Annotated in this window: 19 protein-coding genes; 9 read left to right on the forward strand and 10 right to left on the reverse strand. The window is 57.0% G+C overall.

Translation table 11 applies throughout. The annotated features are described in order from the left end of the window. Window positions 1-158 precede the first annotated feature (158 nt). From G516_RS0100415 to ectA, 5 genes are all read right to left on the reverse strand, one after another. Complete coding sequence (locus tag G516_RS0100415; RefSeq protein WP_211225037.1) at window positions 159-1,103, reverse strand: tetratricopeptide repeat protein; 945 nt, start codon at window positions 1,101-1,103, stop codon at window positions 159-161. Continuing rightward, window positions 1,082-2,539: an aspartate kinase gene (locus G516_RS0100420; RefSeq protein ID WP_211225038.1), complete on the reverse strand. Its 1,458-nt coding sequence runs from the start codon at window positions 2,537-2,539 to the stop codon at window positions 1,082-1,084. The genes G516_RS0100415 and G516_RS0100420 overlap by 22 nt, the downstream gene beginning before the upstream one ends. Window positions 2,540-2,598: 59 nt before the next feature. After that, window positions 2,599-2,997, reverse strand: a complete 399-nt coding sequence (locus G516_RS0100425) for an ectoine synthase (RefSeq protein ID WP_028291976.1) — start codon at window positions 2,995-2,997, stop codon at window positions 2,599-2,601. Between the two features lie 103 nt (window positions 2,998-3,100). Beyond that, window positions 3,101-4,366 carry a diaminobutyrate--2-oxoglutarate transaminase gene (gene ectB, locus G516_RS0100430; RefSeq protein WP_028291977.1) on the reverse strand — a complete coding sequence of 422 codons (1,266 nt, stop codon included), beginning with the start codon at window positions 4,364-4,366 and terminating at the stop codon, window positions 3,101-3,103. Between the two features lie 85 nt (window positions 4,367-4,451). Beyond that, window positions 4,452-5,015, reverse strand: a complete 564-nt coding sequence (gene ectA / locus G516_RS0100435) for a diaminobutyrate acetyltransferase (protein ID WP_084644768.1) — start codon at window positions 5,013-5,015, stop codon at window positions 4,452-4,454. Between the two features lie 308 nt (window positions 5,016-5,323). Here ectA and G516_RS20425 point away from each other — a divergent pair, with 308 nt between their 5' ends. Together G516_RS20425 and G516_RS0100445 are read left to right on the forward strand one after the other, a co-directional pair. After that, on the forward strand, window positions 5,324-5,833 hold the full coding sequence (locus G516_RS20425) for a MarR family winged helix-turn-helix transcriptional regulator (RefSeq protein ID WP_036533708.1): 510 nt from the start codon (window positions 5,324-5,326) through the stop codon (window positions 5,831-5,833). A 214-nt stretch (window positions 5,834-6,047) separates the two neighbouring features. Next, window positions 6,048-7,229, forward strand: a complete 1,182-nt coding sequence (locus tag G516_RS0100445; protein ID WP_028291979.1) for an acetyl-CoA C-acetyltransferase — start codon at window positions 6,048-6,050, stop codon at window positions 7,227-7,229. Window positions 7,230-7,309: 80 nt separating this feature from the next. On the opposite strand, the gene G516_RS0100450 is transcribed toward G516_RS0100445, so the two are convergent. Both G516_RS0100450 and phaZ read right to left on the reverse strand, forming a co-directional pair. Next, window positions 7,310-8,638 (reverse strand): MFS transporter, encoded by a 1,329-nt coding sequence (locus G516_RS0100450; RefSeq protein ID WP_028291980.1) that lies wholly within the window; start codon window positions 8,636-8,638, stop codon window positions 7,310-7,312. A 129-nt stretch (window positions 8,639-8,767) separates the two neighbouring features. After that, window positions 8,768-10,498 (reverse strand): polyhydroxyalkanoate depolymerase, encoded by a 1,731-nt coding sequence (phaZ, locus tag G516_RS20430; RefSeq protein WP_084644769.1) that lies wholly within the window; start codon window positions 10,496-10,498, stop codon window positions 8,768-8,770. 250 nt (window positions 10,499-10,748) lie between these two features. On the opposite strand from phaZ, the gene G516_RS0100460 reads away from it, so the two are divergent. Then, window positions 10,749-11,006 (forward strand): DUF2798 domain-containing protein, encoded by a 258-nt coding sequence (locus tag G516_RS0100460; RefSeq protein ID WP_322785959.1) that lies wholly within the window; start codon window positions 10,749-10,751, stop codon window positions 11,004-11,006. A gap of 121 nt (window positions 11,007-11,127) precedes the next feature. Beyond that, a complete protein-coding gene (locus G516_RS0100465) occupies window positions 11,128-11,847 on the forward strand; it encodes a DUF481 domain-containing protein (RefSeq protein WP_028291982.1) in 720 nt (239 codons plus the stop codon). Between the two features lie 69 nt (window positions 11,848-11,916). Here G516_RS0100465 and G516_RS0100470 read toward each other — a convergent pair whose 3' ends face one another. Then, a complete protein-coding gene (locus tag G516_RS0100470; RefSeq protein ID WP_028291983.1) occupies window positions 11,917-12,975 on the reverse strand; it encodes a hypothetical protein in 1,059 nt (352 codons plus the stop codon). Between the two features lie 306 nt (window positions 12,976-13,281). On the opposite strand from G516_RS0100470, the gene smrA reads away from it, so the two are divergent. Continuing rightward, window positions 13,282-13,866, forward strand: a complete 585-nt coding sequence (gene smrA / locus G516_RS0100475; RefSeq protein WP_028291984.1) for a DNA endonuclease SmrA — start codon at window positions 13,282-13,284, stop codon at window positions 13,864-13,866. A 97-nt stretch (window positions 13,867-13,963) separates the two neighbouring features. Here smrA and ilvA read toward each other — a convergent pair whose 3' ends face one another. Further along, window positions 13,964-15,481, reverse strand: a complete 1,518-nt coding sequence (gene ilvA / locus G516_RS0100480; RefSeq protein ID WP_028291985.1) for a threonine ammonia-lyase, biosynthetic — start codon at window positions 15,479-15,481, stop codon at window positions 13,964-13,966. A 181-nt stretch (window positions 15,482-15,662) separates the two neighbouring features. Here ilvA and rpiA point away from each other — a divergent pair, with 181 nt between their 5' ends. From rpiA to ppk1, 4 genes are all read left to right on the forward strand, one after another. Beyond that, a complete protein-coding gene (rpiA, locus tag G516_RS0100485; protein ID WP_028291986.1) occupies window positions 15,663-16,337 on the forward strand; it encodes a ribose-5-phosphate isomerase RpiA in 675 nt (224 codons plus the stop codon). 54 nt (window positions 16,338-16,391) lie between these two features. Next, the gene (locus G516_RS0100490; RefSeq protein ID WP_169449481.1) at window positions 16,392-19,394 is read left to right on the forward strand and encodes an intermembrane phospholipid transport protein YdbH family protein; all 3,003 of its coding nucleotides are present in this window, start codon (window positions 16,392-16,394) and stop codon (window positions 19,392-19,394) included. Between the two features lie 189 nt (window positions 19,395-19,583). Then, entirely contained in the window at window positions 19,584-20,597 is a 1,014-nt protein-coding gene (hemB, locus tag G516_RS0100495) for a porphobilinogen synthase (protein WP_028291988.1), read from the forward strand. A 14-nt stretch (window positions 20,598-20,611) separates the two neighbouring features. Further along, window positions 20,612-22,711, forward strand: a complete 2,100-nt coding sequence (ppk1, locus tag G516_RS0100500; protein WP_028291989.1) for a polyphosphate kinase 1 — start codon at window positions 20,612-20,614, stop codon at window positions 22,709-22,711. Between the two features lie 71 nt (window positions 22,712-22,782). On the opposite strand, the gene ppx is transcribed toward ppk1, so the two are convergent. Next, on the reverse strand, window positions 22,783-24,285 hold the full coding sequence (gene ppx / locus G516_RS0100505) for an exopolyphosphatase (protein ID WP_028291990.1): 1,503 nt from the start codon (window positions 24,283-24,285) through the stop codon (window positions 22,783-22,785). Window positions 24,286-24,357 lie beyond the last annotated feature (72 nt).

The following is a 24,357-nucleotide window of genomic DNA, read 5'->3' on the forward strand; positions in this document are numbered from 1 at the left end:
GCTCAGGCAATGATGTCTGGTAACGGCGTATGACAGAAATTGAGGACAGAGCCATCTACACGGCGCGTCAGAATCGGGTTATTCCGAGGCTCCAAAGGAAAACCGGAGGAGAAAAGAGGTAAAACACCGCGCCAGCCAGATAGCGGACGCGGCTTGGATCAGGTGGTTACCACTGGCGTAACCAGCGCAATGAACTGCTCGTTATCCTGCAACGACTTGAAGCTTGGGTCGTCCTTGGCCTGCAAGCGCAGGGTTTCGGATTTCAGAATGGCTTCTTCGAGGTCGCGCAGCGCCTCTTCCGGGAAGCCGGATTCAGCATGGGCACAGGCGCGCTGGAACAAGGCGTGGCTGTTTTCCGGATCGATATCCAGCGCCTTGTTGGCCAGGCTGGAAGCCCATTGAGCCTGCCCCAGCAGCAAGGCAGAATCGGCCTTGTAGGTCAGTGCTTCGACGTCGTCCGGACGCAAGGACAGGATCTGATCGTAGATGTTGATCTTGCTCTGCGGACTGTTTTCCTGCGACGCCTTCAGCCACAACGAGTGGATTTCGTTGGTCAGCGTAATCTCTTCCTGTGCTGCCGCAATATGGCGAGACTTGGATTGCAGTTCACGCTCCAACGCTTCCAGGCGCTGTTCGTAGGTGCCTGTGATCCGCTTGATCTCCTCGTTGGCGTACGAGCCTACCCGCTCCTTGATGTCGCGCAGCGAGTTCCAGCCCACCAGTACCAGCAGGGTCGAGGCACCGGCAATCAGGTAGAAGAAGTAGGTCACGGTATCAGTGGCGTAGGTTAACGCCCGGTCTGCCACCTGCACTTCTCGGTCGACGATCTTTTCAGTGAACTCAATGCGGGTATCGGCCAACATCTGACGCAGGTTTTTCACTTCATCGAGGATGTAGCGCTCGGTAAAAGCGGTGTACAAGGGCGTTTGCAGGTTGTTGATGGTCTGCTCTGCCTTGGCGTCCCCTTCCGCCGACTTTTCCGCGGCTTCCTTGGTGTTTTCAGCGGCAACGCAAAACGCAGCGATCAGCCAGAGGCTGATCACTGCGAAGACGGTTGTCAGGCGAAAATTCCCAAGTGGGATCAAGCGGTTTGATGCTTCCATACGTCTGCCTGTTCGACCAATCGTGAGTGAAGTGCTTTGACTGCCACACTATAGTCAGAATCGCTGACGAGGAACATCATGTCCACCTGACGCATGGCCTGGTGCACCGCGTGAATGTTCACGCCAGCATCTGACAAGGCACCTGCGGCCGATTGCAGCAGGCCCGGCACTTTCATATCACTGCCAATGGCGCTGACCAGAGCCAGTTTTTCCAGCCGAATTTCGGCGGTGTCGTAGGCCTGACGCAGTTTCTCCATCAGCGAGCTGATCAAACGCTTGTTACCGGCAATGTAGAAGGTCACGGTGTTGGCGTTGAAGTCCTTGGTCAGCACGTTAAGACCCGCTTCAAACACCAGATTGGCCATTTTCTGGCCGTGGGTGGCATCACCCACCATTTCCTGGTCGAAGATTTCCAGCGCCCAGACATTGCGGGTACCGGCGATGATTTCCACCTTCGGCGTGCCGCTGCAATAGTCACGACGAATTTCTGTACCGTTGTGGTCTGGCTCGAAGGTGTTACGCACGATCAGACGGATGTCCTTCTTGCGCAAGCCCGCCGCTGCACGCGGGTGAATGGCTTCCATCCCAAGGTTGGCCAGCTGGTCGGCCACATCGAAGTTGGTCATGCCAATCGGACGGACGTTCTCGGCACCCACCAGCATCGGGTCGGCGGTGCTAAGGTGATATTCCTTGTGGATAACCGCTTCCAGCGCGTCGGTGGTGGTGGCGATTTTGCTGAACGTCATTTCAGAGTAGCCACGATCGTAGGTACGCATCAGGCCTTCACGGCACTGGGTGTAACCAGTCACGATCGGCATTTCAGTTGCCAGATCAACGCCCTGGAAGGCTTTCAGAATATGATCGTCAAAGCCCATCTGGGTATCAGAACGCCAGTTGGTCAGGTCGATGAAACGGGCGTTGATGTCGTGCTGGCGCAGCAACAGTACCGAGTTGAACGCACTGTGGGCTTCGCCCATGGCGCTGAGCATTTCACGTACCCGGTGCAGGTGATCGTCGAGCTGGAAATGACCAAAGCTGCACACGGCTTCAAGGTGTTCCAGACACTCACGCACGTCGTCCATGCGACCTTCAATAAACTGGTCAGCGCGCTTGCGCACCATGTCATTGTTAAGGCCTTCAGGACCGAACATTTCGGCGTTCTTGTCCTTCATCATTTGCAGGACTTCTTCCAGTTTGCCTTGCCATGGACGCGACTCGTCCATTTCTGCGAACAAGGCATAAACGCCCGCTTCGCCGGTTTTCTTGTGTTCCAGCAAGCCATTGGTCATGCCGCTATAGGCAGACACCACGAAAATTCGGTTGTAGAGGCTTTCTTGCTGATCGCCCACTGCACGTGGACGCATCCAGATGTTTTCCAACACCATCTGGTGCTGGCTCATCGACGTTCCGCCGATTTTTTCGACACTGTGTGCCATGACTCTCTTGCTCCTGATCATCGGGTTGCTGAAACGGTCGTTCGAGGCTGGGCTCCTGCTCAGGCCAGGGCGTCGTCGTTCAGCTTGTAGGCGCCATCTTCATCGTGGATTTCCTTGCCATTCAACGGTGGGTTGAATACGCAGGCCATCTGCATGTCTTCGGTGGTGGCACGCAACAGGTGTTTGTCGTTCTTGTCCAGAATGTACAGAGTACCCGGCTCAATCGGGTAAACCTTGCCATCGTCGCAGGTTTCGATTTCGCCATAGCCACTCATGCAGTACACGGACTCAAGGTGGTTTTTGTACCAGATCGGGGTTTCCGTTCCCTTGAAGATGGTGGTGATGTGAAAGGAAAAGCCCATGTTGTCGTCGGCCAACAGCATGCGCACGCTCTTCCAGGTGCCACCATCAATATTGCGGGTTGAATTTTCACAATCTTTAAGAGTACGAACAATCATTTTGTTACCTGAAATTTGATCAATTGATGAATTCGGGGAGGAATGACCGGCCTTGCCATGCAGAATCAGGGCAATAACCGGTCAAAAAACAAGCAGAATGGAATCAGGAAGCTTTGGCCAGGCGCTTGGCCATCACGTCTTCGACACAGGATTCAAGGATATCGAGGCCCTTGGAGAGGGTGGATTCTTCAATCGTCAGCGGCGTCAGAACTTTCACCACCTGATCGTCGGAACCACTGGTTTCAATAATCAGACCGCGTTTGAACGCCAGTTTGGTAATGTCACCGGCAATGTCGCCATTGGCAAACTCAATGCCCTGCATAATGCCACGGCCCTTGTGTTTGATATCACGGGCAAAACCCGCCTGAATGGTTTTCAGACGCGACTTCAGCAGCTGGGCTTTTTGCTTCACCTGTTTCGAGAACTGGTCATCAGCCCAATAGGTTTCCAGCGCCATGCGCGCGGTCACAAAGGCATGGTTGTTACCACGGAAGGTACCGTTGTGTTCACCCGGCTTCCAGGTGTCCAGCTTCTCTTTCATCAGCACCACGGCCATTGGCAGACCATAGCCACCCAGTGACTTCGACAGCGTGACGATATCAGGCTGGATGTCGAACTCTTCGAAGCTGAAGAAAGTACCGGATCGGCCACAGCCGGCCTGAATATCATCAACGATCAGCAGCATGTCATGCTTGCGACAAATCTTCTGCAAGCCCTGCATCCACTCCTTGGACGCAGCATTCAAACCGCCTTCGCCCTGAATACATTCAACAATCACAGCGGCCGGGTGACCCAGCCCAGAGGAGCCATCTTCCAGCGCTTTCTCGAAGTACTGCAGGGTGTTGAAGTCGCCCAGATAGCCGTCGTACGGCATGAAATGTACGCCCGGCAGCGGCATGCCAATGGATTCCTTGTAGTAGCCATTGGCGGTTACCGACGCCGAGCCCATGGTGCAACCGTGGAAACCATTGGTGAACGACACAATGTTCTGGCGGCCGGTGTTCTTACGGGCAATTTTCAGTGCCGCTTCTACCGCGTTGGTGCCGGTCGGGCCAGTGAACTGCACTTTGTAGTTCAGGCCACGAGGCTTGAGGATTTTGCTCTGGAAGGTTTCCAGAAAGTCGCGCTTGGCCTCAGTGTGCATATCCAGACCGTGGGTGACGCCGTCGTTCTGGATGTAATCAATCAGCGCGTCCTTGAAGGCCGGGTTGTTATGGCCGTAGTTCAGCGTGCCAGCACCGCCGAGAAAATCGATGTATTCCTGACCGTCTTCGTCAATCAGGGTGGCGTTGTGTGCTTCGCGGAAGACCACCGGGAACGCACGACAGTAACCACGTACGTTGGATTCGATCTCTTTAAAAATGCCCATATTCAGCTCCTTGAGGTGTGTAAATTCGTGTCGGCTGCTCATTCATCGCAGCCATGCGGATTCGGGTGCGGCAAGCGCTGCGGGGTTAACCCGCAGCCTGATCAACTGCCGGCTTGAACGGACCAATTTCCAGCAACTCTTCGGTGTCATGCGCGCCATCAAAATGGACCTCGCGCTCAAACATCGGCTGACTGGTCAGTTCGCTATCGAGGTCTCGGGCCAGCTTGCGGAACGTGTTCCATGAAGCCTGATTCGACGGCGTGATGGTGGTGTGCAGGTAGCGCACCTCGCCGTGGAAACGTTGCAACAGGGAATTCAGCATCAAACTGGCAAGACCTTTCCCCCGAGCCAGCGGAGCAACAGCAAGCTGCCACACGAACAGAACCTCCGGGCGCTCGGGCAAACGGTAGCCGCTAACAAAGCCGGCTATCTGGCCATCAAGTTCGGCCAGCATCGCGGTATCGCGAAAGTGGGAGCACTGCAGCAGATTGCAGTACATTGAATTGACATCTAAAGGCTTGCATTCCTCTACCAGCCGATAGACAGCGGACCCATCGGTAGAATCCGGCTTTCTCAGAACAAATTCATTTTGTTCTGTAACGTATTCGTCATGATTGGCTTCAAACAGGCGTGTGTCTGAACGTTCCATTTTTGGGGCTAAACCGCGTACCGGCTGGCTATCAACCTGAATCAAGTCGACAAACAGACCATTACGGCTCAGTTATTTACTTAGGACACTAAACAAATTAGCATCGAGCAAATTTAATTACAACACTAAATATTTGAATCCGTTAACACTCTCGGATCATCGGACCAAAGGAGAAAACCCAGCCAACCCGCACCAGCTCAGACGCCACGCGCAGTTATGGGGCATCTGCGGCTTTTGGAATTTGTTTGTACTCTAATCTTCGGGAGCAAGGTAAAATGGGCGCCATACACACAACACCGCCGATAAACATGAAACGTTACGATGAAGTCCTGGTGGCACTGCGCCGCATCATTCGGGCGACCGACCTGCACTCCAAACGACTGAGCAAGACCTCGGGCCTGACATCACCGCAGCTGCTGATTTTGCAAACCCTGCGCAACAGCGACGAAATGACGGTCGGCGAACTCGCCAAGCGCATCAGCCTGTCGCAAGCCACGGTCACCACCATCATCGACCGGTTGGAAAAGCGGAACTTCGTGCTGCGTGAGCGCGGCACCCAGGACAAACGCAAGGTTTACCTGCGCCTGACCGAAGACGCCCACAAGGCCCTGCTGGATGCACCGCGCCCCTTGCAGGAAAGCTTTATCCGCCAATTCCAGGATTTGCAGGACTGGGAGCAAACCATGATCCTCAGCTCTCTCGAACGGGTGGCACAGATGATGGACGCCCAGCACATTGACGCCTCTCCGGTGCTTGACCTTGGCGCACTGGATCGCGCCACTGCGACCAATGTCCAACAAACCAGTGACCCTCTCTGACAAATCCTCTCGAACAGCCGATATATAGCGGTGTCCGATCAGGCCAGCACTGATCGGATTGTCCGACCGAAGCCGCATTTCTTAATCGCGGTCATACACTTGTCACTCCGTCTGTGCTAATCCTGTTAGCGGTCCCCTGATGAGTCTGACGCCTCTGCTCAGCTTGTCAGCCGGTCGTTAATTCGGAACAACCAACCCAGGACGGAGAGATTCCATGACCGAAGTAGTCATCGTTGCAGCAACTCGTACCGCTATCGGCAGTTTTGGCGGCTCATTGGCCGGCATCCAGGCAGTAGATCTGGGCGCCCGCGTCATCAAGTCAGTAATGGAAAAGACCGGCGTTGCCGCCGATCAGGTAGACGAGGTGTTGATGGGTCAGGTTTTGACAGCAGGCGCTGGTCAGAACCCCGCACGACAAGCCGCCATCAAGGCAGGCCTGGCAGACACTACCCCCGCCATGACCATCAACAAGGTTTGCGGCTCCGGCCTCAAAGCCCTGCATCTGGCGGCTCAGGCCATTCTGTGTGGCGATGCTGAGCTGATCATCGCCGGTGGTCAGGAATCCATGTCCAACGCGCCACACACTCTGCCAAATTCCCGTAACGGCCAGCGTATGGGCGACTGGAACATGGTCGACACCATGATCAAGGATGGTCTGTGGGACGCTTTCAACGACTACCACATGGGCATCACCGCCGAAAACATCGCCGATGAATATGGCATCGCCCGTGAAGAGCAGGATGCGTTTGCTGCCGCATCCCAGGCCAAGGCACTGGCGGCCATTGAGTCCGGCAAGTTCAAGGATGAAATCACTGCGGTTGAAATCCCGCAGCGTAAGGGCGACCCGATCATTTTCGACACCGATGAAAACCCGCGTGCGGGCATCACCGTAGAAAAACTGGCGGGCATGCGTGCGGCATTCAAACGTGACGGTTCCGTCACAGCCGGCAACGCCTCCTCCCTGAACGACGGTGCTGCCGCAGTCATGCTGGCCAGCCGCGCCAAAGCCGATGCATTGGGTCTGCCGGTACTGGCGACCATCAAGGCTTACGCCAACGCCGGTGTTAGCCCGACTATTATGGGCACAGGCCCGATTCCAGCGACCAAAAAATGTCTGGAAAAAGCCGGTTGGGATATCTCTGAACTGGATCTGATCGAAGCCAACGAAGCCTTCGCGGTACAGGCGCTGTCGGTCAACAAGGGACTGGGCTGGGATGAATCCAAGATCAACATCAATGGCGGTGCCATTGCGTTGGGTCACCCGATTGGTGCATCCGGTGCCCGCATTCTGGTTACCTTGCTGCACAACATGATTCGCGAAGACGCCAAGAAAGGTCTGGCGACTCTGTGTATCGGTGGTGGTATGGGGGTTTCCCTCGCCATCGAGCGTTCCTGAGCGCCTGATTAGCAAAGCCTAAAGAAAAAGCCAGCGCTATTGCGCTGGCTTTTGTCGTTTTCAGAGCGGGACCAGGCTGTTCAGTCATCCTCATCTTCCGGCTCTTCCACTTCCGGCAGCGTCCACGCCATCGCCACTCCAGCCAATCCCAGCAACGCCAACAGCAAAATCACCCCGGCCACCGAGATCACGCCACTCAAGCTGCCTATACTGCCCAGCAACAACAGCATCAGGCCAATCCAGGTATTACTGGCAGACACATAATCAGTGCGTTGATTGCCATCGGCCATATTCACCAGATAAGTCTTGCGGCCGGTGCGAACGCCCTCGTGGGCAATGCTCAAGAGGAAATACATCAGGGGAATAAACCAGGGCAGCGCCACCAGTTCGGCATCCTTCCAGTCAACTGCAACGACTACCACACCACACATGGCAACCAACGCCGACGCCAGCAACAATACGTGACGACTGGAGCGATCTGCCAAACGCCCCCAGACACTGCCTGACACCAGACTGGCCAGTCCGCTGGCGGCCATCAGCAAGGCCAGCAAGCCCAAACCACTGTCGTCGCTTTGCTGAGCCAACACGACGTAAAACGGCGCCGACAGCGCCGAACACAACATCAGCGTACGGGCAATCACAAACCGCATCAGCAAGCTGTCTTGCCAGATCGCCTGCAAAGGCTGAAACACCGACGCTGGCGCCAGATCTTCGGCTTCACGCTCGCTGGCAGGCTCATGGATACGGCTGTAAACCAGTGCTGCCAGCAACCACAGGGCCGCAGCCAGCCCAAACCCTACGGTGTAAATCAGCGTGCTTTCCGGCAGCCACCAGAGTGCTGCGGCGACCGCGAGGGTGACCAGCCCCGCCAGCGATGCCGACACCCCGGTCAGGGAGCCACGCTGAGGCTTGGCAATGACCTTGCCCATGACATCCTTCGACGACACCGAGCACAACCCCCGCGCCAGACTGAATGCCGCCAACAGCAACAGCACCGCCCAGCCAGCAGTAGCGCCCTCCAGCAACAGCACCACCAGCACCAAGGCCGCCACCGACAGGGCTTGCAGCACGCTACCCAAACACCATAGCCATTTTCGCTGTGCCACCCGTTTGACCCAGGCCGCGATGAACAGCTGAGGCAGCAAGGAACCGGATTCCCGCAGCGGCACCAACCAACCCGTGAACGCCGCTGGCGCGCCCAGCACCGAAAGAATCCACGGCAGGGTAATTTTCGGATTTACCAGTGCATCGCCTACCTTGGTCAGCCACTGGGCCGTCAGCAGCTGCACAAACGCTTTGGCAGTAGCGCGCTGCTGTGAGTCGCCAGGCTCATATTCGGTAGAGGATTGGCCACTGAGGCGCAGGTACAGTCGTTCCAGCCAACCGGGGGCAGAGTCAGGCTGCGGCATAAACAGGGTCCGTTGTCAGAGGTACAAAGGCACCATGGTAGCGTCGTTGGCTGGCAGGGGTAAGGACTGGGGTTAGGACAAGGGTAAGGAAAAGACACGGTGAGCCCATTGTGGGCTCACCGCAGACGATCAGGAATCGGTCTTTTTGGTGCTGCGGGCGGTGGTTTTCTTTGCTGTCGCTTTTTCAGAAGCCGCTGGCTTGGGAGCAGCAGCTTTCGTGGCTGTGGTTTTTGAAGCCGTGGTTTTTGTGACTGGGGTCTTCGCAGCAGGCGTCTTGGCTGTGGAAGATTTGGCTGTGGAAGATTTGGCCGTTGTCGTTTTTGCCGCTGGCTTGGCCGTTGTCGTTTTTGCCGCTGGCTTGGCCTTGCTTGCTGCCGGTGATGTGGCCGGTGCGGCCGCCGTTTTGCTCTCTGTAGTTTTCACTGCCTGAGCTTTCACTTCCTGAGTTTTAACATCAGGCACTTTCGCTTCGGAAGCTTTGGTTTCGGAAGTTTTGGCAGCCGCAGGCTTGCGACTGCGCGTCGCTTTCGGCTTGGCCAATGCCGAAGCCGGTTCTGGAGCAACGGCACGCGTACTGCGTTTGGCAGCGGTTGTTGCGGCAACGGCCTTGGCTTCACTGGCAGGCACGGCCTTGCCACTCAGCGGGGCCTTGGCCATAAAGGCCTTGATCTTGGGTGCTATCATCTCGCGATAACGGCGACCATTGAAAATCCCGTAGTGGCCTACCCCCTCGGCTTCCAGATGCTGCTTGCGCGACTTCGGAATCGACTCACACAAATCCAGCGCACAGGCGGTTTGCCCACGGCCGGTAATGTCATCCAGTTCACCCTCAATGGTCATCATCGACATGTTTTTGATGGCTTTCATATCGACCAGTCGGCCACGGTGTTCCATGGTGCCGCTCGGCAGATCCTGATCGAGGAACACCTTGCGGATGGTGTCCAGATAGTAATGCGCGGGCATATCCATCACCGCCAGGTACTCGTTGTAGAACAGGCGGTGACCTTCAGCGCTGTCGCCGTCCCCGCGCACCAGATCGGTAAAGAATTTGAAGTGCTTGCTGATGTGGGTATCCCAGTTCATCGACATAAAACCGGACAACTGGATAAAGCCCGGATACACCAGCTGACCGCGACCGGCAAAGCCGCGAGACACCCGCATGATGACGTTGTCCTCGAACCACTCCAGATCCTTGCCGGAAGCATAGTCATTCACCTCGGTCGGACTGATACGCACGTCCACCGGGCCACCCATCAGGGTCATGCTGGCAGGCAAGGCCGGATCATCGTCCATTGCCATCAGACCTGCCGCCACCAACGCGGGCACACACGGCTGACATACGGCCATCACGTGAACGTCCGGGCCGAGGGTGTGGAGGAAATCGATCAAATAATCGACATAGTCGTCAAAGTGAAAGGTGCCATCGGCCATTGGCACGTCGCGAGCGTTCTTCCACTCGGTAATGTACACCTCGTGATCCGGCAAAAAGGCTTTCACCGTGCCCCGCAACAGCGTTGCATAATGGCCAGACAAAGGCGCGACCATCAGTACCTTGGGCTGTTGCTCCAGCTCGGCTTCGCGTTTGAAATGCAGCAGGTTGCAGTAGGGCTTGCTTTGCACCACCTCGTAGGAAATGCCCACATCCTTGCCGTTGATTTCGGTCGAATCCAGTCCCCATGCCGGCGCTTCGTAGCAGTCTGTCAGGCGTTCAGTCAGCTCCATGCCAGCCCGCAGGGTGCGAAAGGTAACGGAGTAGTTGAGCGGGTTGAGTGGCTGATAAAGAAACTGCCGGGTCATGCGTGCCATTACATGCACCGGGCGCATGGCATCCATAAAATGAGCATTCATGTTGTACAGCATGAGGGTCCCCCTCCAGACTGGGCGATCGGGTAGTTTTGGATCGAATATGAATAAAAGCCTAACAGATTAACCCGTGGCTGCATGGTCGGCCCTTAGGCCAAAATCGTATAAAAAACAGCCACACATACCGTTTGATGCAAAAACGGCCAATTGATCCCAATTACCGTCGTAAAATCCTCTGATCGGCACTCACTTCACGGAACAACACACTGTTGTTAACGACAGCCTTATCGTCATTCACCAGTCCTTTATGCTGCCGCGTTTGTACCTGAGCGAGCGTATTGCCATGAACCTGAAACTCCGAGTTATCCACAGCGCGCTGATGTCGATGGTGCTAAGCTTCCTGATGACCTGCTGGATCACCTACATCAACCTGGGTGCCGTAAATGGCTACTTCGGCTTCTGGATGAAAGCCTGGTTGTTGGCCTGGCCACCGGCTTTTGTTATTTCCTTTGCCTTTGGTCCGGCCATTCTGAAGCTGTCTCATCGATTCGCCCGTCAGAACTGACACTTACAGGCGAACTTTAGGCCAGTACCGGCAACCAATAGTCGGGCACCGTCTGCGGTGCAACAGCGTACTGATGCCAGTACACTGACCACGACCTATTCGGCGAATGATGGAGAATTTTATGAAGTACCAGGCACTGCTCGTGTCAATGATCGCTGCCAGCGGCGTCGTTCACGCAGAAGAAGAGAAGAAGCAACCACCGTATTGGGGCGGCTTTGCTGAACTCGGCAGCATTATCACCACAGGTAACACCGACACCAGCAGCCTGAATGCCAAATTTGGCGCCAAGCGCAAAGGCATCCAGTGGGATTCCAGCTACAAACTGCAAGCGCTGACCAGCCGTGAAGACGGTGATGTCTCGAAGGAAACCTACTACGGTGCTGCCCAGTTCGACCGTAACTTCACCGAGCGCTCCTACCTGGCCATTCATGTCGACCATGAACGCGCCCGCTTCTCTGGTTACACCTACGAAACCACCGCCTCTGTTGGTTACGGTTACCGGGTACTGGACGACGACATCAACAACCTCGACATAGAGGTTGGCCCGGGTTATTCGCGCAAGAAGCTGGAAGACTCCAGCGAACTGGAAGAAGAAGCCATCGCCCGGCTGGTTGCCGACTACAGCTGGCAGATCAACGAAGGCACCCAGTTTATGCAGCATCTGGTGGCCGAACTGGGACAGGAATCCAGCAGCTATGAGAGTGAAACCGGCCTCAAAAGCCAGTTGAACGGCTCACTGGCCACTAAAATCACCTACACCGTCAGCTACACCGACAATGTACCGGCCGATACCGAAAACACCGATACCGAATTCGGCGTCACGCTGGTTTACAGCTACTAATTTGATCCCACAAAAAACGCCCGATTCAAGGGCGTTTTTTGTGGCTGTCAGGGACCCTAGTCAGCAGCGTTAATCGCGCTCACTGATCTCCGGCATCATCAGGTCATCGAACCCGGCGGCAGGCTCGGGTGGTTGCAGCTCAAAGCCACAGCGTGAACCTGATTTTGGCCGTTGCGGCATTTCCAGCCCGGTACCCGGGTCGAGCCGCATGCACAACTCGTCCAGATCAAAATGCCCACCGTCCGATCCACCCGGTGGTGGTGGAACAGGGGTAAAGCCAGGCATCACACCCAGCATGGCGCCGGTATCCATCGGCGGTCGATCATCACCTTCTGGTGGCGGCTGGTGGTTGTCAGGTTCGGCTCTTCGGTTTGTGCGGCCATCAGACATTCGATCAGAGCCTCTGTCGGCCATGCCGTCGGATGAGCGACGTTCTCGGGGCTCCGGCGGACTACCACGCATACTCTTGTCTGAATCCCGACGATCCCTGTTGCGGCCATCGTCAGGCTCCCGGAACGGCGAGCCAGACAGGTTATCCAGCGTTGGCCAGCTGCGTTTGTCATCGCGCTCACGCTGCTGCAATTCCATCAACTGCGTGGGTGACAGTACTTCGCTGAAAATCCGCTCAATGCCTACCCGACCGGCTTCGATCTGACTGTGATCCACCGGCCAGGAAAACTGACCAATCACCTGATTGGCAAGAATATCCATGTCGGCCAGCTGGTTTTCGGTCAGGTCAATGCCTCGCGCCATGCGCTGCAGAATGCCGCGCGTAGCACGGCTGTGAAACTCGCGCACAATGTCGTCGGCCCGCTGGCGTTGTGCGCTGGTCAGCACCGACTGCAACTCGATCCGCATGGCAGCGAACAAATCCCGTGCTGCCAGCCGTTCCTGCAGCCACTGTTGTTCGTCAAAGTGCTCTCCCCAAGAAGGCCCAAGGTTCTCACGAATGTCCGAAAAGCTGCTCTGGTAGGTTTTTTCGATGTTCTTGATCTGCTCTTGCTGGGCCGTGTCCAGACCCAGCAAATCGGCCCAGTTCATCACCCGACGACTGCCCTCCAGCGCCTGTGCAGCACCGGAAAGCAGCAGCAAAAAAGCCAGCAATGTTGAAACAAGCAAACGCGGCATAATCCCCGTCCGAAGCCAGTGAATATCGATACGATAGCCCAGTCTAGGGCCCACCGCCGTGATCGGGAAGTGAGCGTCAGCAAAGAAGTGTCACACTCAGCGCCGGCCAATTCTGCTGAATTTCGGCCCCCTCCGCTGAATTCAGCCCCCGGCAGCGCACGGCCTGCGCCCGTCGCAACGGTCAATCCTGCCGACAGTACCCCTTGGTGGCCATACACGGTTATCATATAACCGACAACGGAGCCGATCGCTGTCGCCCCAAATGACGGCTGATAATGCGGCCCACCAGCGCAGGAGAGACAGACCATGACCGATATCGACGACGATTTCTTGCAGGAAATGCAGGACGTAAAACCACTGCAAAATCAGCCAAAAGTCGCCATTCGGAAAGGGGATATCCAACTTGCCTCACAGCAAGCCCGCCGTCTGGCCGCCGTGGACGATCAACCTAAAAAAGATCCCAACCACCTGCAAACCACGGAAGTAAAACGCATTGGCCCCCACGACGTGGTGGGTTACAAACGCCCGGGCATTCAGGACGGCGTATTCCGCAAATTGCGTTTGGGTAAATACGAAATTGAAGCGCGCCTCGACCTCCACCGTCGCACCGTGGAAGAGGCCCGTCGACAGGTATTCCGCTTTGTTGGCGACTGCATCAGCCACGATATTCGCAACGTATTGATCCTGCCGGGCAAAGGCGATCGCAACGAAGGCGACCCGGCGGTACTGAAAAGCTATCTGGCGCAATGGCTGGAAGACCTCGACGACGTTCAGGCCTTCCACACCGCCCAGCCGCATCACGGCGGTGCCGGTGCTTTTTATGTGTTGCTGCGCAAAAGCGACCGTAAGAAACAGCTGGCGCGCGAGCAGTTCAGCAAAGGCCGCTTGTAAGCCATCCAGCTGGCTAAAAATCAGCCGTTAGGCCAGTGACAGATACAAAAACGCCCGATCAATGTCGGGCGTTTTTGGTTTCAGAGACTGCGGATTATCAGCGCAAAAACAGCTGATACGCCGTGTTGTCGGTTTCGTCCCAGTACGGGTAACCCAGGTCGTCCAGGTAACCGTGCAGTTGCTCCAGCTTGTCTTCGGACACCTGCAAGCCCACCAGCGTACGGCCACTGGCGGCACCGTGGTTGCGGTAGTGGAACAGCGAGATGTTAAAGCGCTTGCCCAACGTGCGCAGGAACTTCAGCAGCGCCCCCGGACGTTCCGGGAATTCAAATCGGTACAGGCGTTCGTCGGTAACAGACTCCGGTGCCAGACCACCCACCATATGGCGGATGTGGTATTTGGCGGCTTCGTTGTCGGTCAGGTCGACCACCGGGTAGTTGTCGGCGCGCAGCTCGGCCAGCAGTTCATCGCGAGCGCCGGGCTCGGCACCCACTTTCACGCCAACGTAAATCTGCGCTTTATTGGCATCGCCAAAGCGGTAGTTGAATTCAGTGATCGGACGCTTGCCCAGCAGCGCACAGAAACGCTGGAAGCTGCCCGGCTCTTCCGCAATGGTCACGGCCAAGATGATTTCACGGCCTTCGCCGATCTCAGCCACTTCCGACACGTAACGCAGACGGTCGAAGTTCACATTGGCACCGCTCAGAATGGTCACCAGATTCTGGTTTTCGCAGCCGTTCTGATCGACGTACTTCTTCACCCCGGCCACCGCCAGCGCACCGGCCGGTTCTGCCACTGCGCGGGTATCATCAAAAATATCCTTCACCGCCGCACAGATCTCGTCCGGGGTGACGGTAATCACTTCATCAACGCATTCTTTCGCTACCTGCCAGGTGTGTTCACCAGCGGTGGCCACGGCAACACCGTCGGCAAAGATGCCCACTTCACTGAGGGTAACCCGCTCACCGGCTTCCAGCGCCGCCGCCATCGACGCCGACTCGGTGCTTTCCACACCAATGATCTTCACTTCCGGTTTCAGCGCTTTCACATAAGCAGCAACGCCAGCGATCAGACCACCGCCACCGACCGGAATAAAAATGGCATCGACCGGCTGTTTCATCTGGCGCAGGATTTCCATGCCAATGGTGCCCTGACCGGCAATCACTTCCGGGTCATCGTAAGGGTGGATGTAGGTCATGCCCTTTTCTTCCACCAGCTTCTGCGAGTAGGCATAGGCATCGTCGAAAGCATCGCCGTGCAACACCACCCGGGCACCACGGGCTTTAACCGAACGCACTTTAATGTCCGGTGTAGTACGCGGCATCACAATCACCGCCTTGATACCCAGTTCCTTGGCCGCCAGCGCCAGACCCTGAGCATGGTTACCCGCAGACGCCGCCACCACGCCAAGGGCTTTTTCTTCTTCGGTCAGCTGGGCCACCTTGTTGTAGGCCCCACGAATCTTGAAGGAATACACCGGCTGTTCGTCTTCACGCTTGATCCAAATCTGATTCCCCAAACGCTCGGACAGGAACGGCGCAACGTGCAACGGCGTTTCAACGGCAACGTCGTACACTCGTGAGGTGAGGATTTTTCTCAGATACTCGTTAAGCATGAAAGGACTACCTTGCAAAAACCGGATGAACTCCGGGCTTGTGAATGGGTCAGGCAAAGAGAGGGGTTAGCGAATGGGGCTGTACCGTTTTCTGAACCAGATTTCAGCATAGATTTTGGTACATTGTACCGCACGTCACCCTATAATGTGCGGGAATCCGTACCCTGACAGTGAAGCAACCATGACTCAAGACGAACTCAAGCAAGCCGTTGGCGAAGCCGCGGTGCAACTGATCCTGCCAAAACTGGATAAAGACTCCATCATTGGTGTCGGCACCGGCTCCACCGCCAACTGCTTTATCGACGCATTGGCCAAGTACAAACACGACTTCGATGGCGCTGTCGCCAGCTCCGAAGGCACTGCCCAGCGTCTGCGCGATCATGGCATCGAAGTGTACGACCTCAACAACGTCGGTGGCCTCGAGTTTTACATCGATGGTGCTGACGAAGTTAACCACAAACTGGAAATGATCAAAGGTGGCGGTGCCGCCCTGACCCGCGAAAAGATCGTTGCAGCCACCGCCAAACATTTTGTGTGCATTGCCGATGAAAGCAAACTGGTCGACACCATGGGTACTTTCCCGCTGCCGGTTGAAGTAATCCCGATGGCACGTTCCTACGTGGCCCGTGAAATCGTCAAGCTGGGCGGTGACCCGGTCTACCGCGAAGGCGTGATCACCGACAACGGCTGCCAGATTCTGGACGTCTACAACCTGTCCATTAACGCCGCTATGGACCTGGAAAAGAAACTCAACATGGTCACCGGTGTGGTAACCAACGGCCTGTTCGCCCTGCGTCCGGCCAACACCCTGTTGCTGGGCACCAGCGAAGGCGTGAAAACCCTCACCGCGGAGTAATCCCTCCCCATGACGGAAGCAAGCTCGCCAGGACGGCAACGCAGAGGAGTCACTGTGCTTGTCAGTATGCTGAAAGGCACGGTGATGCTCCTGGCCCTGCTGGGCTTGCTGACCCTTGGTCTGGTCGCCACCGGTATCTGGCTGTTTCCATCGCTGTTGCAGCGAGGACTGAACCAGCTGCCGCCGGTGGTGACATCCGTCACTGGCGTTGACGTCGACTGGCACATCAGCCAGCTCGACAGCCGCCAACTGACCCTGCAATACGCCCGCACGGCCCTCGCCGACGGCACCGCCATCAACGTACAACAGCTGCAACTGCACTACGATGCCCGCGGGGTACTCAACGGCCAGCTGCAAAACCTGCACGCTGAACGGCTGGACATCATCCTCGGCAGCACCGGTGACACATTGGTCGAAGCCAGCGCCCAACAGCGCCAGCAACAAGTCGCCGCCCAACTGCAACAGCCGTGGATCGAAATACCCCAGCTGCACAGCCTGATGCAGCTGCCGATTAATCAGATCACCATTGATACCCTCGCCTTGCACCATCCGTTACTGGATGCCGAATTGCTGGTTCAGATGAACGCCCGGCAGTGGCGCATCGCCGGTGATCTGAAGCCTTTGCCCGCACAAACCGATTTGTCGTGGGTGATGGAATTCCAGTTGATTGATGGTGCCGACCAAAGCCAGATACTGGGGCAGTTACGCGACCAGCAAAGCCTGCTGGCCCACTGGTTTGCTGCGGTAGAACAGACTCCAGCAGCTGACCAAACAACAACCCAGGCCAATGACCGGACCAGCACCCAAAGCAGTGTTACCAAAGTGAATGGCCGCCAGGTATTGGTGGTGCCAGCGTTGCAGCAGCAACTGGCACAGCTGCCCGCATCGGCCCGCGAGGCGATTGCTACGGCGCTGGAGTTGCCGCAATGGCAGGCCGACGATCAGGCCCTGTGGCTGACGGCATTGGCGCAGCTGCAAAAAGTCGACAGCCAATTCAATGCCGCATTCCCAAGCCGCTTCCGTTGGCCTCAGGACGCCGAACTGAGCAGCCTCACCACGCTGGAAAGCAGCCAGGAGCGTCCATTCAGCCTGGACTTATCCACACTGCTGTCGGCCTCCCAATCCGGCCAGGAACGACTTAACCGAGCACAGCTGCAATTGCAGCCGCTGGCCAGCAGCCGCCAGTTACTGACACTGGGTGTATCACACAGCAGCGACGCGGCCAGCAGCCAACCCTGGCGTATTCATAGCCGATTCGGCGCTCTGCAGTTACAGTTTGAGCAACCCACAGCCAACGGCAACAGCAACGTCGAACTGTCACTGGCCCAACTGATAGATGGCATCACCCTGCGCTGCAGCGACGACTTTGGCTACTGCCAGAGCCAACTGAGCACGGAGCTTGCTTATCAGTTCAACGAGCCTGCCGCACTGACCGCAGCCGGCAAACTACACTGGGATCTGAGGGCTGACATCACGCCGCTCGAAAGCCTCCTTCAGGCAACACTGAACAGCCAACACCGTCTGACCATGGATGCTGTTACTGCTGACATTGAGCTCAACAGCCAACTTGCCGTCAGCCTGCCAAGCGACGCCAATACACCCCTTGCTGTGGATATCCGCGACACCCAACTTCGCCTCGACGCCCAACAACTGCCAGGCTGGAATGTCCCTACCGTCAGCCTTCAACAGCGTCAGCCATTGCAGCAGCACTGGAATCTCAGCGGCAGCAGCCCACAGCTGACATCCAGCACGCCACTGGCACTGATGCTGAACCCGCTGACCCTGAGCCCGGATGCCAGCACCATCAAGACGACCCCGGCCCACAAACCCACCCGACTCAACCTTGGTGCCTCGACACTGGAGTGTCAGCCGTCGCTGCAAACACCTCACTGTTATGTCTCACTGCGCCTGCGCAGCTCCCGCTGGCAACAATGGCCGGTGCCCGACGTGCGCCTCCGCAGTGAAATCAACCTCGACCTGCCGGACAACGGAATCAGCGCCAGTGGCCAACTGGCAGCGGCCAACAATCAGCTTAAAAGCGAGTTCCGCTTGCAGCATCAGCTGGACGACGGTCAGGGCGATGCCCAATTCCACATCGAAGACAGCCAGCTGTCGTTCAGCGAGGCTGGCTTGCAATCACTGGCCGATCTCACCGGCACCCAGATTCTGGCTGGCCGCTTGTCCGGTCAGGGCTGGATCAATTGGCAGTTACCAGACGACGCCAGCCCGACTGATAACAGCAGTGCAGAAAACAACAGCGCCACTGACAACAAAAACACTTTGATTCTGCACCCCAACCTGATGCTGCGTGTCGACCAGCTCAGCATGGTGTACGACAACCGCATCACCACCGAAAACACCAACCTGCTGATGGCCGTTCGCCCACAACCGGACAGCTACGAAGTCACCGCCCAACTGGATGCCAATAGCATCAACACCGGTATTGCCCTCAGTAATACCATGGCGCGTATCAGCATGAACATTGGCCGCCAGCAGGACTGGGTCAGCGCCGATATTCGCGAGTTATCCACACGCCTGCTGGGTGGTCAGATCTACATTCCGGCGATGCACTACGACAGCCGTCAGGACACCAACACCCTCGATGTGGCGGTGGATAACCTGCAACTGGCCCAGCTGGCGCAGTTGGAGCCGTCGGCGGAGGTCAAGGCCGAAGGCTCACTCGACGGCGCGCTGCCGATCCTGCTGACCAGGGACGGGCCGATGATTCCTCACGGCACCCTCTATGCTCGCTCTCCGGGCGGCGTGATTCGCTACCAGACTGAAACCAGTGCCGCCCTCGCCAATACCGACCCGGCGGTCGGACTGGCGATGCAGGCACTGGAAAACTTCCAGTTCAATCAGCTGGAAACCGACATCCGCTATCAGCCCGACGGGGCGCTGAATCTGGGCCTGAAATTTGAAGGCCATAATCCGGATTTCTTCGACGGTCAGGCCACCCACCTGAACGTCAATCTGGATTACAACCTGCTCGACCTGCTGGAAAGCCTGCGGGTGGCTGACGACCTGATCAGCGACCTTGAAAGCCGCTATCAGTAACGGCCGTCCAAACAATCTGCAGCAACAGGCCCCCAATCGTAACAATCCGGCGCTAGCATCCGCCCGGATGACCCCAAAACCGCCCTACGACTGGCTCAAATCACTGTTTCATGCGGTATAAAGTCAACCGTTGCGGGCCAAAGGGCGCTACAATCCCCGCACGATTTTACGGGTATACAGGAGCACATCATGGCCTTTAACGATTCTCAGCGAATGTTTCCGGAAACTCGCATGCGCCGCATGCGTCGGGACAACTTCAGCCGTCGCCTGATGCGCGAACACACCGTCACCACCGACGACCTGATCTACCCGATGTTTGTGCTGGAAGGCCATCAGGAACGTGAGCAAGTCGCCTCCATGCCAGGTGTCGAACGCCTGTCCATCGACCTGCTGGTTGAAGAAGCCAAATACCTGTTCGACCTCGGCATCCCGATGCTGGCCCTGTTCCCGGTTACTCCGGACAGCGCCAAGTCGGAAATGGCCGAAGAAGCCTTCAATCCCAACGGCCTGGCCCAGCGTGCTATTCGCGCCATCAAGGAAGCCGTGCCGGAACTGGGCATCATGACCGACGTGGCACTGGACCCGTTCACCACTCACGGTCAGGATGGCATCATCGACAAGGACGGCTACGTCCTCAACGACATCACCGTTGAAACCCTGGTGAAACAGGCGCTGTCCCACGCCGAAGCCGGTGCCGATGTGGTTGCACCATCGGATATGATGGATGGCCGTATTGGTGACATCCGCGCCGCACTGGAAGAAGAAAAATTCGTTAACACCCGCATCATGGCGTACTCCGCCAAGTACGCTTCGGCTTACTACGGCCCCTTCCGTGATGCCGTCGGCTCCGCTGGCAATCTGGGCAAGGCCGACAAAAAGACCTACCAGATGGACCCGGCCAACTCCAACGAAGCCCTGCACGAAGTGGCACTGGATTTGTCCGAGGGCGCTGACATGGTGATGGTCAAGCCAGGTATGCCGTATCTGGATATTGTTCGTCGCGTCAAAGACGAATTCCAGGCACCAACATTTGTCTATCAGGTCAGTGGTGAATACGCCATGCACAAGGCCGCCGCGGCCAACGGCTGGCTCGACGACCACGCCGTGATGGTGGAATCCCTCACCGCCATGAAACGCGCCGGTGCCGATGGCATCCTGACCTACTACGCCAAACAATACGCCGAGTGGATCAACAAAGGCTGATAACAGGAACAAGAATGAGCGAAGAACAGAACATCGATACCCCGATCGACCTGAACAACACCGAGTACTACATCAACCGCGAACTGAGCCATTTGCAGTTCAATATTCGGGTTCTGGAACAAGCACTGGATGAAAGCCATCCGCTGCTGGATCGGCTGTTCTTCCTCTGCATTTTCAGCAAGAACCTCGACGAGTTTTACGAGGTGCGGGTCGCCAACCTGACCCAACAGCTGACCTTTGCCCGTGAACGTGCCGGTGCCGATGGCAAGCACCCGCAGCAGGTGTTGAGTGAAATTCACGACCTCTGCAGTGTTACGGTTGAGCGTCAGTACCGCATCCTCAACGACACCGTATTGCCAGCGCTGGAAGCCGAGAACATTCACTTCCAGCGTCGTCGTGACTGGACCGAAGAGCAACGCCTGTGGGTCGAAGAGTACTTCCGCGACAGCGTTCAGCCGGTGATCAGTCCGATTGGTCTCGACCCGTCCCACCCGTTCCCTCGACTGGTGAACAAGTCGCTCAACTTCATTGTTGAGCTGGACGGCAAGGACGCCTTTGGCCGCGAAACCGGCCTCGCCATTATTCCGGCGCCACGCTCGCTGCCACGCATTATTCGCCTGCCGGATCACCTGACCGACGGCGGCGACCACTTTATTTTCCTGTCCTCGGTGATTCACGAACACGCCGATGAGCTGTTCCCGGGCATGGACGTAAAAGGCTGCTACCAGTTCCGGGTGACCCGTAACGCCGACCTCGAAATCGACGAAGACGGCACCAACGACCTCGCCTCGGCCCTGGAAGACGAATTGCACTCCCGTAACTTCGGTGAGGAAATGCGTCTGGAAGTGGCCGACAACTGCCCGGATGAACTGGTCGACTTCCTGCTGCACAAGTTCAGCCTCGACATGAACGACCTCTACAAGGTCAACGGCCCGGTGAACCTCGGCCGCCTGATGGAGGTAATTGGCCAGATCAACCGTCCGGACCTGAAGTACACGCCGTTCACCCCAGGCCTGCCGAAGAACATCAAGTTCAAGAAGTCGATCTTCGAAAGCATGCGCGAAAAGGACACCTTGCTGCTGCATCCGTTCGAGTCGTTCACCCCGGTGGTCGACCTGTTGCGCGAAGCGGCCAAGGACCCCAACGTCAAGGCCATCAAGCAAACCCTGTATCGCACCGGCGCCAAATCCGAGATCGTCACCGCGCTGGTGGATGCCGCCCGTAACGGCAAGGAAGTGACCGTCGTCATCGAGCTGCGGGCTCGTTTTGACGAGGAAGAAAACCTCTATCTGGCCAACCGTCTGCAAGAAGCTGGCGCCGTCGTGGTGTACGGCGTGGTGGGCTATAAAACCCACGCCAAGATGATGCTGATCGTGCGCAAGGAAGGCGACCGTTACAAACGCTACGTGCACTTGGGCACCGGTAACTACCACGCCGGCAACGCTCGCGCCTACACCGACTACAGCTTCCTCACCAGCAACGACCTGATTGGTGAAGACGTAGCCGCGGTGTTCCAGCAACTGACCGGCATGGGTGCGGCACTGAAGATCAAGAAGCTGTTCCACGCGCCGTTCACCCTGCACAAGAACCTGATCGCCATGGTCGACCGCGAACGCGCCCATGCGGAAGCCGGTAAACCGGCGCTGATTCGTATGAAAGCCAACGGCCTCACCGAGCCCAAGCTGATCAAGGCGCTTTACAAGGCATCGCAAGCGGGTGTGAAAGTCGAGCTGATCATTCGCGGCATGTGCTGCCTGCGGCCGGGCATTGCCGGTGTGTCAGAGAACATTGAAGTGCGCTCCATCATTGGCCGCTTCCTTGAGCACACCCGGGTTTACTACTTCCTCAATGACGGCAAGGACGAAGTCTACGCAGGCTCCGCCGATCTGATGGAACGTAACCTGCTGAACCGGGTGGAGACCGCCTTCCCAATTGAGTCCAACAAGCTCAAGGAACGTGTGAAATCCGAGCTACAAGCCTATATGGACGACAACAGTCAGGCCTGGATTCTGCAATCCGACGGTTCCTACATTCGTCGCCAACCGGCCGACGGTGAGGACGTTATCCGCGCCCAGAATATCCTCATCGATAATTTGGCAGCAGCGTCGAGCTAGGGTCGCTGATACCAAAAAGCCCTGCCTTCTTGCGAAGCCAGGGCTTTTTACGCGCTCACCGAAGCCTCGCCTCAGCGAACCTCAAGCGCCATGCCCACCGCCTTCTGGTAATCCACTTCCGCAGCCAAATCTCCGGCCGTCAGTGGGTGCTCATCAAGCCAGGAATCTGGCAACACCACCTTGAGGCAATCATCCTCAACGTCCAGCTGCGGTACCGGCACCGGATGCACGCCACGGCCGTGATTCAGAATCACCGCCAGCCGCAGCAAGCGAGCCAGCTGAATCATCTGGCCACGGCGGGATTTGGAAATGGTATCGAACTCGGCCACCGCAAACTTGCGTCGATGACAGCGCACCAGCGCCGCCAGTTTGGCCTGCCCCTGACGGGTGAAGCCCAGCATATCGGCATGTTGCAGCAAATAGGCACCGTGCTTGTGAAAGCCACTGTGAGACAGGCTCAAGCCAATCTCATGCAGCTCGGCACCCCACACCAGCCAGTTGGCCATGCTGTCGTCCATTCCCCAGACATCCTTCACCTGAGCGAACAGCGCCAGGGCCGTATCACGCACTCGCTCGGCCTGATCGTCTTCGACAAAAAAGCGTTCCTTCAACGACTGCACCGTCCGGCGGCGCACATCTTCATGATCGGAACGGCCGAACAGATCCCACAAGGCGCCTTCACGCAGGGCACCGTCGCTGTAGACCATGTGCTCAATGCCGAAGGTGTCGAACACCGCAGTCAAAATCGCCAGCCCACCAATAAACACCTGACGGCGTTCTACCTTGACCCCCGGCAGCGCGACATCATCGATGGTGTCGAACTGCATCGCCTGCTTGCGCAGCTTCTTCAGGGCTTGCTTGGTGATGCCTTCCGACGACCAGCCAAACTCCACCACGGTTTGCTCTACTGCGCGAATGGTGCCGGATGAGCCCACCGCGCTGTCCCAACCCAGCCGGGTGTACTGGCCTTCAATGTTGAGCAGTTCCTGACGGGCAGCCGCCACTGCTTTGTCGAAGTTGGCTTCGTTGATCTTGCCATCAGCAAAGAAGCGTTTGGTAAAGGAAACACAGCCCATGTGCAGGCTTTCAAGCGCTTTCGGTTCAAAGCGCTCACCAATAATGAATTCGGTGCTGCCGCCGCCGATGTCGACCACAAGACGGTTCCCGGCATCGTCGGCCAGCGTGTGGGATACGCCCAGATAGATCAGGCGGGCCTCTTCACGACCGGCAATCACTTCAATGGGATAGCCCAGTACCGCCTCGGCACGGTCAATAAATTCCTGCCGGTTACGCGCCGCCCGCAGGGCGTTGGTGGCCAGCACGCTGACCTTGGCCGGGTCCATGCCCTGCAAACGCTGGGCAAACTCGCGCAAACATTCCAGGCCACGCTGCTGGGCTTCTTCCGACAATTGGAACTGATCGTCCAAACCCGCGGCCAATTGCACTTTCTGACCCCGTCGTTCCAGCGTCCGGAACTCGCCGTGAAACTCACGGGCCACCACCATATGAAAACTGTTGGAACCCAGATCTACCGCGGCAATCAGCTCGCCAGGCTGGGCAGGTGTATCAGACATAACTCGTTATCCTGACGCTTTTTCTGCTGCAAAACACCGAATATGCAACTGCGAAATGGGCTTGTCCATCCC

The sequence above is a fragment of the Oceanobacter kriegii DSM 6294 genome, from assembly GCF_000422845.1.
Lineage (GTDB): Bacteria > Pseudomonadota > Gammaproteobacteria > Pseudomonadales > Oceanobacteraceae > Oceanobacter > Oceanobacter kriegii.